The following is a 12687-nucleotide window of genomic DNA, read 5'->3' on the forward strand; positions in this document are numbered from 1 at the left end:
GGGGAACTGCGCGACCAGCCACAACCGGCCCGCAGCTCCCCGCCAACGATCAGTCCCGTTACAGCCCCGCGCTAGCGGACCTTGTGCAGCGCCTTGGCGAGGCCGTTCGCCCAGAGCTGCTCCACCTTGCCGCGCTCAGCCGCATCCGGCTGCGCGTTCGTGCAGGAAGGCCCGGGCCCCCCACCCGACATCAGCTGACTGCAAGGCCCGTCATACGTGTCCGGCAGCCCCAGCACGTGCCCGGTCTCGTGCGCGGTGACACGCGTCGAGTCGTACTCCTGGTTCTGCGCGTGATCCAGGAAGATGTAGCCGTTGCCGTGCCCGTCCGTGCTCGCGTACGAGCCGCGCGGGTCGTTGCCCTCGCGGTACTCGAAGCTGGCGCCCGAACTGCCCTCCTGGAGCTTCACGTTGGAGACGGCGCTGTTCCATATGGACGTGGAGCTGGCTATCTGCTGGGCGAAGGAGGGCGCGCCGGACGCGTCGTACGTGACGGTCACGGACTTCGCGCCGGGGTTCGCCGCGCGCTTCTCGGCGACCGCCTTCACGACGGCTTCGAAGAACGCCTTGTTGGCCTTGGCCTCCGCGGCCGAACCCTCGTACTGGGCGTACGAGGCCACGGGGGCGACAGCGGGGCCGGGGGTCGCGGCGGACGCCGAGGTCGCGCCGAGTCCGGCCACGGTGAGGCCGAGGACGGCGGCGACAGACAGGTAACGCTTGTTCATGTGTGGGGGGCTCCCTACTCGTTCCACGACCGCGTGGGGGCGGTCGGTGAAAGGTGAACGGTTCGGTACCGGTGAGTGTCGGGGAGCGTGGGGCGCGTGGGGATGATGGCAACTCGCGATAGTCCGGAGCTATCGCCGGGGCCCGGCCTGCCCAGAACGGCCGGTTCTCATGGGGTTTGAGCGTCTGGTGCGGCGGCCGTACCGCCTCTACGCTCAACGGCCATGGAGCTCGAGGTCCGGCACCTCCGCGTGCTGTGCGCCATCGCCGACACCGGCAGCCTGCACAAGGCCGCGCGGCAGCTCGGCATGAGCCAGCCGTCGCTCACCACGCAGCTGCGGCGCATCGAGCACGCGCTCGGCGGCGAGCTCTTCTCCCGCGAGCGCACCGGCTGCCGCCCCACCCAGCTCGGCCGGGTCGTTCTCAGCCGCGCCCGGCCCCTCGTCACGGAGATGCGGGCGCTGGTCGCCGAGACGAGGGCGGCCGCCGCCCGCACAGCCGAGGGCCCGCAGCTGCGCATCGGCTCCACCGCGAGCCGCGCCATACCGGGCTGGCTGCGCAAGCTGCGCGCACGCCTGCCGGGAACCGAGATGTCGCTCCAGATGGACGTGTCCGCGAACGCGCTGCTGCGCATGGTGGCGACCGGCCGGCTCGACATCGCCTTCGTGCACGAGGTGGAGGGCTGCCCGCTGCGGATGCCGGAGAGCCTGCGAAGACGGATACTCCTCGACCGGGAGCCGCAGTTCGTCTCCCTCGCCGCCGACCATCCGGCGGCGGACCGCCCCGTCGTACGCCTCTCCGACCTCGCGGACGACCGCTGGATGGTGGACCCGACGGTCGACGGCGAGTGGGACGGCCTGCGCCGCGTCCTCACCGCCGCCGGACTCAACCCCCCTGTGCTGCACGGCGATTACCTCACCGCTTCGTCCCTCGTCGCCACCGGCGAGGTCGTCACCCTCTGCCAGCCGACCTCACGCGGCAGGACGGACATGGCCGTACGCCCCCTGTACGGCGACCCCCTCGGCGTACGCCTCATCCTGACGGCGCGCACCGAGGAAGAGCTCGACGCGGTGTACGGCGAGCTGGAGGCGGCCTACTGGGAGGCGGCACGGCAGGCCCCCGCCTACACGGAGTGGCTGCTGCGGTCCGGCGACGCCCGCGGGACGGCCGGCGGGACGCTGATCCCGGCCACCCGCTGACGACCGCCGAACCGCACTCCGACTGACGTCACACGCCGATGTCGCGGCCGTCCTCGCGCCACACCGCGACGACCGACGGGCGGACGATCTTGCCGGGCCCGTCGGGCCAGGCGCTCGCCGGCTTCTCCACCGACGCCCCGTCGATCTCGCCCGGGTGCTGCACGGCGACGAGGACGCGCCGGTCCTGGATGATCGGCCCGCAGGTCTCCGCGCCGTTCGGCATGGTCAGGAACTGCTTGAGCTCGCCGCGCCGGTCACCGCGCGTGGCGACGCCGAAGAGGCCGTCGTGCGAGCCGAGCTGGTTGCCGTCGGTGGAGATCCACAGGTTGCCGTGCGGGTCGAAAGCGACGTTGTCGGGGCAGGAGATCGGGGAGACCCGCTCCTTGGGGAAGCCCGCGAAGTACGTCGAGGGGTCGTTCGGGTCACCGGCGACGAGGAAGAGCGACCAGCCGAAGGACGTCGCGTCCGCGCGGTTGCGGCGCTCGGTCAGCTCCAGGATCTGCCCGTGCTTGTTGAGGTTGCGCGGGTTGGCCTCGTCGGCCCCGGCCTTCCCGGCCTTGCCACGGTCGGAGTTGTTCGTCAGCGCCACGTACACCTTGCCGGTGTGCGGCGACGGCTCGATGTCCTCGGGCCGGTCCATCTTCGTGGCGCCCACCTTGTCACCGGCGAGGCGCGTGAAGACGTACACCTCCTCGGCGGTCATGCCGTCGACGTGCGAGACGGCCTTGCCGCCCGGCCCGGCGGTGGCGAGCGGAATCCACTTGCCGCTGCCGTCGAACTCGCCGTCCTCCGGCAGCGTCCCCTTGCCGTCGATCTCGTCCGCGGGCGAGTCACCGGTGAGCTTGGCGACGTACAGGGTGCCCTCGTCGAGGAGCGACAGATTGTGCTCGTGGGCGGCCCGGGACGACCCCTTGGCCATCCGCTTGCTGCTGACGAACTTGTAGAAGTAGTCGAACTTCTCGTCGTCACCCATGTAGACGACCGGGCGGCCGTCGTGGGTGAGGCGCGGCTGCGCGGCCTCGTGCTTGAACCGGCCGAGCGCGGTGCGCTTGCGCGGAGTCGAGTCGGGGTCGTACGGGTCGAGCTCGACGACCCAGCCGAACCGGTTGGCCTCGTTGGGCTCCTGGGCGAGGTCGAAACGGCGGTCGAACCGCTCCCACTTCCGCTCGGAGGCGGCACCGGTCACGCCGTACCGCTTGAGGCGGGCGGCGGTGGTCGGGTCGGTCACCTTCTCCGCATTGGCGAAGTACTGATTGAAGTTCTCCTCACCGTGCAGCGTCGTGCCCCACGGGGTGGTGCCGCCCGAGCAGTTGTTGAGGGTGCCGAGGACGGTGGTGCCGCGCGGGTCGGCCTTCGTACGGACGAGGGGGCTCCCCGCGACGGGCCCGGAGAGGCGGAAGGGGCTGGTGGCGGTGAGGCGCCGGTTGAGGTGATGCCGGCTGACGGCCCGCAGCTTCCCGCTCCTCCGCTCCCCTTCGACCACGACGACGGAGAGACCGTGAGCCGCCCAGGCGATCTCGACCTGCTCACGGGTCGGGTTCTCGGGGTCGTACCCCTTGAACATCAGGATCTCGTCCGTGTACTCGTGGTTGGCGACGAGCACCTGCCGCCCGTGCTCACGCCGAAGCGGCAGCAGACTCAGAAAGTCGTTGTTGTAACCGAACTGCCCGGCCTGCGCCTTGGCGGTCTGCTTGTCCGCGTCGAAGGCGGGGGCGCCGCGCAGGATGGGCTCGCCCCAGCGGATGACGATGTCCTGCTCATACCCGGCGGGGACGGTGACGGCGTCGGCGGTGTTCGGCGCGACGGGCGCGAACCGCAGTCCGCGCGCTCCCTTGCTCTTCTTGTCACCCTTCATGTCACCGGTACGACCGGCGGGTGCTGCCGCGACGGCTTCCGGGGCGGCCGGACCCGCTATCAAGGCACCGCCCGCGGCACCGGCGACGGTCACCACGGCGGCGGCGCGCATCATCGAACGACGGCTGAGCGCACCGGCGATGACATCGCCGACGTACTCGTTCTCGCTGGTGTTCGGCACCTCGCCGAAGCAGGCGTCGCCGCAGCGGAAGCGGCAGGTCAGGGCGGAACGGCCGCCGCTCCCCTGATGCGAGGTAATGATCGGCAGCAGCTTGCGCACGGGTCCTCCGTCGTGTGGCGTGGCCTGTTTTCGCCGTGACGCTATGGGCGGTATTCGGCAGGCCGACGGCCGGAGAGTGAACGGAGAGTGAATCCGTGGCGCACGGGAAGGAGTTGAGGCCAGGCTGGCCTGTGGGGTGATGTGGAGGTGATGCGGGCGAGTGAGGAGCGAGGCACCACTCGGCGACCGCTCGGCGACCGCTCGGCGACCCTGCCCAAGATCGCCTACAGCGGCGGCTAACCTTACGTGTCCGCCCTGGCCAGGGATTTTCGGAATCAACTCACGCGAAGGGTTGCGCACATGGGCATTCTGAACCGCCTGCGGAACGCGTTCGGACGGTCACGCAAGGAGAGCGTTCCGGAGGCACGGGAGCCTGAGCGTGCGGAGCGTGCGACTGCGCCGGAACAGGAGGCGACGCCCTCGGAGCGGGATGCGGCACCCTCGGAGCAGGATGCGACTCACTCGGAGCAGGTGACCCTCCCGTCCCCCTCCCCCGAGCCGACCCCACCCCCCAAGGCCTCGATCCCGTCCCCGAGCCCCACGGTGGACGACCTGGTAGCGGCGGCCTTCGACAACGTGACGGTCCCGCAACCTTCACGGGAGCCGGGGCCTGAGGCGACGCCTAAGACCGAGTCCGAGCCGAAGGCTGAGGCGACCCCGGAGGCGGAGGCTGAGCCGAAGGCTGAGGTGACGTCCGAGGCCGACCCCGAGCTGAAGGCTGAGGCGACGTCCGAGGCCGAGGCCGAGCCGAAGGCTGAGGTGACTCCTGGGCCCGGGCCGGAGCCGACGGCTGAGACGACCCCCGAGGCCGAGGCCGAGCCGAAGGTCGCCCCTGCCCCGCAGGCGGACGAGCCCGAGGCCGAAGCCGCTACCGCTGTGGGCAATCGTCCCGCTGGGCGGGACGGGTGGGCACAGCCCCCGGCGCCGAGCACCGACAACGAGGGCGCCCCTGAGGCCGACCCGGAGCCGAAGGCTGAGGTAGCGCCTGCGGCCGAGCCCGAGCCGAAGGCTGAGGTGGCGCCCGAGGTCGAGACTGCTCCGGAGGTCACCTCCGAGCCGGAGGCTGAGATCGCTCCGGAGGCCGACCCCGAGCCGAAGGTCACCCCCGCCCCGCAGGCGGACGAGCCCGAGGCCGAGACCGAGACCGCTCCCGCTGTGGGCAATCGTCCCGCTGGGCGGGACGGGTGGGCACAGCCCCCGGCGCCGAGCACCGATGAAGAGGGCGTTCCTCAGGCCGACCCGGAGCCGAAGGCTGAGGTGACCCCGGAGGCCGACCCCGAGCCGAAGGCTGAGACGACCCCCGAGGCCGCCCCCGAGCCGAAGGCTGAGACGACCCCCGAGGCCGACCCCGAGCCGGAGGCTGAGGCGACCCCCGAGGACAAGGCCAGCGACACCCCGGGCAACGGCAAACCCGCCCACTCCCCCGCAAAGCTGAAGTCCAAAGCCCCGGGGCTGGCAACCGCGTACAAGGCAGCCGGCGCAGCCCTGAAGAAGCGGAACCTGACAGGAGTCCGAGCCCAGGTCTACCTGGTCCTCGACCGCTCCGGCTCCATGCGCCCGTACTACAAGGACGGCTCCACCCAGAGCCTCGGCGAACAGGCCCTCGCCCTCGCCGCCCACACGGACCCCGAAGCCACCGTGCACGTCGTCTTCTTCTCCACGGAGATCGACGCCACCGGCACCCTCACGCTCCCCGAGCACGAGAACCGTATCGACGAGATGCACGCGGCAGCGGGCCGCATGGGCCGCACGAGCTACCACCGCGCGATCGAAGAGGTCGTGGAGCACTACGAGAAGTCGGAGCACAAGGAGAACGGCACCCCCGCCCTCGTGATCTTCCAGACGGACGGCGCCCCCGACGCGAAGGGCCCGGCGACCCAGGCCCTGAAGGACGCCGCCGCACATCCCCTCTTCTTCCAGTTCGTGGCGTTCGGCGAGCACGACGCGAAGGGCTTCGACTACCTCCGCAAGCTGAAGGCGGACAACGCGGCCTTCTTCCACGCGGGCCCGACCCCGCGCGAGCTCACGGACAAGGAGCTGTACGAGGGCCTGCTGGCGTCCTGGCGCCCATAGCCAACCCGACGTACGCGATTCCAGGGGGCGTACCGGAACCCACCGGTCCACCCCCTGGAATCGAGGTGAGTGGATCTTCACAGGGCCGTTAGGATTTCGACCATGGCGGCCACTGGATCCGAGAAGCAGGGGACGAGCGAAGACGCGAAGGCGTTCTACGTGACGACCCCCATTTACTACGTCAACGACGCTCCTCACCTGGGCCACGCCTACACGACCGTTGCAGGGGACGTGCTCACGCGCTGGCACCGTCAGCGCGGCGAGAAGGTGTGGTACCTCACCGGCACGGACGAGCACGGTCAGAAGATCATGCGCACGGCCGAGGCGAACGACGTCACCCCCCAGGAGTGGTGCGACAAGCTCGTCACCGAGGCCTGGAAGCCCCTCTGGGAGCACCTGAACATCGCGAACGACGATTTCATCCGTACGACGGAGAAGCGTCACACCGACCGCGTGCAGGAGTTCGTCCAGGATCTCTACGACAAGGGCGAGATCTACAAGGGCGGCTACGAGGGCCCGTACTGCGTGGGCTGCGAGGAGTACAAGCTCCCCGGCGACCTCATCGAGGCCGAGGACGGCACGAAGCTCTGCCCGATCCACAAGAAGCCGGTGGAGCTCCTCAAGGAGGAGAACTACTTCTTCAAGCTGAGCGAGTACGGCGACAAGCTCCTCGCCCTGTACGAGGCGAACCCGGGCTTCATCCAGCCGGAGTCGGCGCGCAACGAGGTAGTGAACTTCGTCAAGCAGGGCCTCCAGGATCTCTCCATCTCCCGCTCCACCTTCGACTGGGGCGTCAAGGTCCCCTGGGACGACAAGCACGTCATCTACGTCTGGGTCGACGCGCTCCTGAACTACGCGACGGCGGCGGGCTACGGCGCGAACCAGGAGAAGTTCGAGTCGACCTTCCCCGCCGACGTCCACCTCGTCGGCAAGGACATCCTCCGCTTCCACGCGGTGATCTGGCCCGCGATGCTGCTCGCGCAGGGCCTGCCGGTACCCGGCAAGGTCGCGGCGAACGGCTGGCTGATGGTCGGCGGCGAGAAGATGTCGAAGTCGAACCTGACGGGCATCAAGCCCCAGGACCTCACCTCCCACTTCGGCGTGGACGCGTACCGCTGGTACTTCCTGCGGGCGATCGCCTTCGGCAGCGACGGCTCGTTCTCGTGGGAGGACTTCACGGCCCGCTACACGAGCGAGCTGGCGAACGACTACGGCAACCTCGCGTCCCGCGTCGCGGCGATGGTCGGCAAGTACTTCGGCGGCGAGCTGCCCGAGGCGACGGCGTCCGGCGACGCCGAGCAGGCGGTCCAGGACGGCCTCGCCAAGGCGGTCGCGACCGCCGACCGCGCGATCGGCGAGGAGCTGGACTTCCAGGGCGGCATCCTGGCCGTCTTCGACTTCATCAAGCAGGTCAACGGCTACATCACGGAGCAGGAGCCGTGGAAGGTCGCCAAGGACGACAGCCCGGAGGGCAAGGCCCGCCTGGCGACCATCCTCTACACGGCTGCGGAATCCCTCCGCGCGGTGGCGGTCCTCCTCAACCCGATCATGCCGGAGACCTCCCAGAAGCTCTGGGACTCCCTCGGCGCGGAGCCCCTCCTGGGCGCCCTCGCCGACCAGGACGTCCGCACCGCCGGCACGTGGGGCACGCTCCCCGCAGGCGCGACGGTGACGAAGGGCGCGGTGCTCTTCCCCCGCCTGGAGGAGAAGCCGGCCGCGTAGCGGTACGCAGTGCAGCATTGCCGGGAGGTCCCGGTGCCGCCCCCCGATTTCCGGGGGCGGCACCGGGACCTTCCCGCATCAGCGGGCGGACGTACGTACGTCAGGCTTCGTCGCCATCGAAAAGGTCGGCGGCGTCGGTCACGCGCAGCGCCCGATGGGTCCAGGCCTTGAGCTGATCCATATCGGTACAGGCGCTCACCCGCTCACGAACCAACGGCGGCACGGAAAGCTCCCGCGCTTCGAGGATCTCCAGGACCACCTCGGCCCGATCCTCGGCCCGGCCCTCTTCCCGGCCCTCTTCCCGGCCTTCTTCCCGGCCTTCTTCCCGCTCCTTCACCGCGAACGGGTGGTCGAAGAAGTACTTGGTCGACATCATCAGTTCCTCCCAGATCTCCCTTGCCCGGGGGTCCACCAGACCGGACCGGGTGAGCTGCGCGAACACCGCCGCGCTGTTGGTGTCGATCGTCTCCAGGGCCGTAGCCAGTGCCTTCAGTATGGCGGCGGAGTCAGGCCCCTTTCCATGTGTGATCGCCGAGAACACCGCAAGGGGGACATCCCTCTCGGCCTCGTGCCGGTCCGTGATCACCGGCACGTTGTCCGGGCCCAGGACCAGCGGACGAACGGTGAGCGAGGACCAGCCCGGCAGCCCGAACTGGATGGGCTTGGCAGCCCATCGAGCGGTCGCCGCGCTCTGCGTCACGACGATCAGCACCGGCTCGCAGTGGTACTTCTCGTAGAGGTACGAGAGGTAGTACGGCCAGCTGCCGCGCTTGGACTCGTCCTTCTTGCCCTGTGACTCGATGACGAACAGATAGTTGCCGTCGTCGGTGTCCACCCTCAGCAGGGTGTCGCAGCGGCGCTCGACCGGTTCGATCTCCGTGAGGTCCACGTCGAGGGTCATGATGTCCCGGGGTTCCGGAAATGGAACGTGGAGCAGGCGCTGGAGGGATCGGACCAGCAGAGCCGTGTCCTTCTGGAAGATCCGGTGCATCGCTTCGTGTGACGAGCTGACCATCGGTTCTCCTTCCTGTTCGGCATGATCAACGACCTAAGCCGCACTTAGTTCGCACCAGACGTGCTTGCCGGGCTCCGTGGCCCCCGGGTGCCAGCCCCACCCGTCGGCGCAGGCCCGCACGAGGTCGAGGCCGCGCCCCTGCTCGTCACCCGCGTCGGCGGTGCGCGGAGGCGGGGCGGGCGGCGTGGGGTCGGCGTCCCAGGCCCCCACGCGGAGGACTCCGTCGGAGTAGCGGACGCGGAGGGCGGCGGGGCCCTTGGTGTGCCGCACAGCATTGGACACGAGCTCTGTGGCCAACAGCTCGGCCATGTCGGAGAGTTGCGGCAGGCAGTGCATCGTGAGGATGAGGCGGAGGGCGCGGCGGCAGATGGTGACGGCGCGGAGGTCGTGGGGGATGTACAGGGTGTACTCCCAGGGTTCGCTTCCAGGCATGCGAGAACTCCAGCGGGGGCGAGGGGATTTGGCGGACGCGGCGGGTATGCAGGGCGGTGGCTGTGTCACCGTCGTCATGGCATGACGGGGTGGTGCGCTTCCGGTTCCCCGGTTCTCGCAGCGTGTGCGACGCGTCACTGACGGTAGAGCAAAAATTTTTCCTCGCGCAAGCCGATGCCGTAATCTGACCACCGAACGAGGCATGGACACGGGACAGTTGAGAGAGGGGGGTGGACGTGGCGCCGAGAAGCCAACCCACCGCCCGCCAGGTACGCCTGGGTACTGAGCTGCGCAGACTGCGGGAGGCTTCCGGGTTGAAGGGGCGCGAGGTGGCGGCACTTCTCAGCTCCACCTCCGCGCAGATCAGCCAGGTGGAGGCCGGCCTGGCGGGTGTGAGCGAGGAGCGTGTGCGACGACTCGCGGCCCACTACGCGTGTACCGATCAGCCATACATCGATGCCCTGGTCGCCATGGCCGCCGACCGCACGCAGGGGTGGTGGGAGGAGTTCAAAGGAGTCCTTCCGCCACCGTTCCTGGACACCGCCGAGCTGGAACACCACGCGACCTTCCTGCGTGAGGTCGTGATCGCCTATGTTCCGGGACTCTTCCAACTCCCGGACTACGCCCGCGCGGTCTACTCGTACGTGATGCCAGGGATACCGAACAGCGAGCTGGAGCCACGGCTGGAGCACCGCATGAAGCGGCGAACGGTCCTTGAGGGAGACCACCCCACCCCGTACGAGGCGATCGTCCACGAGGCAGCTTTGCGCATTCGTGTAGCGGACCGCCGGGTCGCTCGCGCCCAACTAGAGGCGATCCTGCACCAGACGGAGCACGACCACGTCAGTGTGCGGGTCATTCCGTTCGACCAGGACGACTTTGCCGGTGCCGGAGCCACGATGATGTACCTCGGAGGCCCACTGGCCAGACTGGACACCGGGCTCAGAGATTCCCCGACCGGCACCGCGGTCATCGACGCCGAACCCCATCTCGTCCGGCTTCGAACCCTGCTCAGCCAAGTGGAGAAGTCATCGCTCGCCCCCGCACAATCGCGGGACTTCATCCACCACATGCTCAAGGAACTGTGAGGCGCCCGCATGAACCAGGTCCACTGGCAGAAGTCGTCGTTTTCCGGCGGCGGCGACGGGGATACCTGCATAGAGCTGGCGAGCGCCGATGCCCACATCCGCCTCCGCGAGAGCGACTGCCCCGCCGTCGAACTGGTGACTGATCCCGCCGCCTTGGTCCGGCTCCTGCGTGTCATCAAGGAGGGCGAAGGATGAGCGCCACCGCCTGGCAAAAGTCATCCTTCTCGGGCAGCGGGGACGGCAACAACTGCGTGGAACCGACCGCCGCCGACCCACACGTCCGCCTCCGCGAAAGTGACGCTCCTGCCGTTGAATTGTCAGCTGGCGCAAAGGCTCTGGCTCAATTCATGCACGCCATCAAGGCGAGCGGGCAATGAACGCCACCCGCTGGCAGAAGTCAACCTTCTCCGGCGGCGGCGTGGGTAACGACTGCGTGGAACTGGGCAGCACCGGGACCCACATCCGCCTCCGCGAAAGCGAAGACCCCGCCACGGAACTGCTCACCGCCCCGGAAACCCTCGCGGGACTCCTGCGTGCCCTCCGGGCCGGGGGCCCTCTCAGCCCACGGCCCTAGCCGTGGGGAGGGGAACGTTTCCTCCGCACTCGAAAGGGTGATCCCCCTTCCCGAGTGGGGAAACTCGGCCCTTGATCCGCCTAGCTTCCTCACATGGTCACATCGCAACACGAGGCCTCGCACAGGATCTTCCAGGACCGCCCCGAGCTCCTGACGCCGGTCTTCCGGCTCCTGGGCGTCGCGCTGCCCGAGAATCCGACCGTCGAGGTGATCACGCCGGACGTCACCGAGACCCGGCCCATCGAGCGCCGCGTCGACACCCTGCTCCGGGTCAGCGCCCCGAACGGCCGCGCATTCCTGCTGGTCGTAGAGGCTCAGCGGCGCCAGGACCGGGAGAAGGCGGTGAGCTGGGGGTACTACCTGACGTACCTCTACTCGAAGTACCACATCCCCGCCCTGCTCCTGGCCGTCTGCCAGGACAAGGCCACCTCGACCTGGGCGCTCGGCCCCTTCCGGATCGGGGTGGAGGGATGGACCGCCCTGAGCGTGCACCCACTGGTCCTCGGTCCCGACAACGTACCGATGATCATCGACCCCGAAGAAGCCGCACAGGACCTGCCCTTCGCCGCTTTGTCCGCGTTTACGCATGCGCATGGCCCGGAGCACATGGCCATACTGGAGGCACTGGTCACCGCCCTGGGATCAACCGGCGACCGCAAGACGTTCGACCACTACTGGCAGCTGCTGGACGCAGGCCTGGGCGACACTCCTGCCCGAGCCGCTTGGAAGGACTTGGTGAAGATGGCTGCGGATATCTACTTCCCCGGACAGGGCACACTCGCCGAGGAAAAGTACCTCGAGGGTCAGACCGAGGCGATCCTCCGCTTCCTTGAGGCGCGCGGCGTCCCCCTCTCCCACACCGCCCGCGAACGCATCGCAACCTGCACCGACCTGCGTACCGTCGACCGCTGGCTCACCCTCGCCGCCACAGCAACCGACGCGGACGACCTGTTCAGCGACACGGAGCACCCTCAGGAGCAGGGCGAGTAAGCCCGGACGGACGACCGCGTACGGGGCCGGGCCCGGGCCTCACGCCCCGTACGTACCCACCAACCGCGCCAACTGCCGCCCCACCGCCCGCAACGGCTCCTCACTCCGGGCGACCTGCGCCGTCACCTCCGCGCCCTCCAGCGCACTGATGACCGTCGACGCCACCTCGCGCGCGTCCTGCGCCGAGAATCCCGCCCCGAGCAGCCGCTCCTCCACGATCCGCTCCCAGCCGCGCAGCGCCTCCGCGCAGACCCGCTGGATCTCCGAGTCGGTGCCGAGGGTCTCCAGGGCCGCCGCCGTGACCGGGCAGCCGTCGACCCAGCCCGACTCCCGCAGTCCCACGGCCAGTTCGCCCGCGCAGCGCTCGATCGCGGCGCCCGGGTCGGCGTCACCACCCGCCAGCCCCACCCGCAGCAGCTCCGCGAACTCCTCCGCGCTGTAAGTGATCGCGGCCACCGCCACGGCCTCCTTCCCGCCGGGGAAGAAGTGGTAGACGGAGCCGAGCGTCGCCTCCGCCTCCTTGGCGATCTGCTTGATCCCGGTGCCCACATAGCCCTGCCGCTGGATGAGGCGGGCGGCGACGACGACGATCCGGTCGCGCGTACCGAGGGCCGCGCCGGCCGCTTCGCCGGGGGCCGGGGCCGGGGCTGGGGCTGAGCTCTTCTGGGGCATGCCCCCACTCTACCCACTCACTAAGTAGAGCGTTCGTTCTAGAGCTGTGCTACGTTCTCTCCAGTCGC

General features: G+C 69.3%; 13 protein-coding genes. 8 read left to right on the top strand and 5 right to left on the bottom strand.

Annotated features, from left to right (window positions below; genetic code table 11):
* Positions 1-71 precede the first annotated feature (71 nt).
* Positions 72-722 (bottom strand): snapalysin, encoded by a 651-nt coding sequence (gene snpA, locus ACI2L3_RS05630; RefSeq protein WP_404751016.1) that lies wholly within the window; start codon positions 720-722, stop codon positions 72-74.
* Between the two features lie 222 nt (positions 723-944).
* Between snpA and ACI2L3_RS05635 the strand changes: the two genes are divergently transcribed.
* Positions 945-1919, top strand: coding sequence for a LysR family transcriptional regulator (locus ACI2L3_RS05635; protein ID WP_404751017.1), 975 nt, complete (start codon positions 945-947; stop codon positions 1917-1919).
* A 28-nt stretch (positions 1920-1947) separates the two neighbouring features.
* Here ACI2L3_RS05635 and ACI2L3_RS05640 read toward each other — a convergent pair whose 3' ends face one another.
* Positions 1948-4053, bottom strand: a complete 2106-nt coding sequence (locus tag ACI2L3_RS05640) for a PhoX family protein (protein WP_404751018.1) — start codon at positions 4051-4053, stop codon at positions 1948-1950.
* 543 nt (positions 4054-4596) lie between these two features.
* Here ACI2L3_RS05640 and ACI2L3_RS05645 point away from each other — a divergent pair.
* On the top strand, positions 4597-6126 hold the full coding sequence (locus tag ACI2L3_RS05645; protein WP_404751019.1) for a VWA domain-containing protein: 1530 nt from the start codon (positions 4597-4599) through the stop codon (positions 6124-6126).
* A 102-nt stretch (positions 6127-6228) separates the two neighbouring features.
* Positions 6229-7848 (top strand): methionine--tRNA ligase, encoded by a 1620-nt coding sequence (gene metG, locus ACI2L3_RS05650; protein WP_404751020.1) that lies wholly within the window; start codon positions 6229-6231, stop codon positions 7846-7848.
* A gap of 100 nt (positions 7849-7948) precedes the next feature.
* Here the strand turns inward: metG and ACI2L3_RS05655 are convergent, their stop codons facing one another.
* On the bottom strand, positions 7949-8863 hold the full coding sequence (locus tag ACI2L3_RS05655) for a hypothetical protein (protein WP_404751021.1): 915 nt from the start codon (positions 8861-8863) through the stop codon (positions 7949-7951).
* 33 nt (positions 8864-8896) lie between these two features.
* On the bottom strand, positions 8897-9295 hold the full coding sequence (locus tag ACI2L3_RS05660; protein ID WP_404751022.1) for an ATP-binding protein: 399 nt from the start codon (positions 9293-9295) through the stop codon (positions 8897-8899).
* A 236-nt stretch (positions 9296-9531) separates the two neighbouring features.
* Between ACI2L3_RS05660 and ACI2L3_RS05665 the strand changes: the two genes are divergently transcribed.
* From ACI2L3_RS05665 to ACI2L3_RS05685, 5 genes are all read left to right on the top strand, one after another.
* Positions 9532-10383 (top strand): helix-turn-helix domain-containing protein, encoded by an 852-nt coding sequence (locus ACI2L3_RS05665; RefSeq protein ID WP_404751331.1) that lies wholly within the window; start codon positions 9532-9534, stop codon positions 10381-10383.
* A gap of 9 nt (positions 10384-10392) precedes the next feature.
* Positions 10393-10578 carry a DUF397 domain-containing protein gene (locus ACI2L3_RS05670; protein WP_404751023.1) on the top strand — a complete coding sequence of 62 codons (186 nt, stop codon included), beginning with the start codon at positions 10393-10395 and terminating at the stop codon, positions 10576-10578.
* Complete coding sequence (locus ACI2L3_RS05675) at positions 10575-10760, top strand: DUF397 domain-containing protein (protein ID WP_404751024.1); 186 nt, start codon at positions 10575-10577, stop codon at positions 10758-10760. The genes ACI2L3_RS05670 and ACI2L3_RS05675 overlap by 4 nt, the downstream gene beginning before the upstream one ends.
* Positions 10757-10957, top strand: a complete 201-nt coding sequence (locus ACI2L3_RS05680; protein ID WP_404751025.1) for a DUF397 domain-containing protein — start codon at positions 10757-10759, stop codon at positions 10955-10957. Before ACI2L3_RS05675 ends, ACI2L3_RS05680 begins: the two co-directional genes overlap by 4 nt.
* A gap of 93 nt (positions 10958-11050) precedes the next feature.
* Positions 11051-11947, top strand: a complete 897-nt coding sequence (locus ACI2L3_RS05685) for a hypothetical protein (RefSeq protein ID WP_404751026.1) — start codon at positions 11051-11053, stop codon at positions 11945-11947.
* Positions 11948-11986: 39 nt separating this feature from the next.
* On the opposite strand, the gene ACI2L3_RS05690 is transcribed toward ACI2L3_RS05685, so the two are convergent.
* Positions 11987-12619 carry a TetR/AcrR family transcriptional regulator gene (locus ACI2L3_RS05690; RefSeq protein ID WP_404751027.1) on the bottom strand — a complete coding sequence of 211 codons (633 nt, stop codon included), beginning with the start codon at positions 12617-12619 and terminating at the stop codon, positions 11987-11989.
* Positions 12620-12687: the final 68 nt, after the last annotated feature.

This window comes from Streptomyces sp. NPDC029674 (assembly GCF_044903205.1).
Taxonomy (GTDB): Bacteria; Actinomycetota; Actinomycetes; order Streptomycetales; family Streptomycetaceae; genus Streptomyces.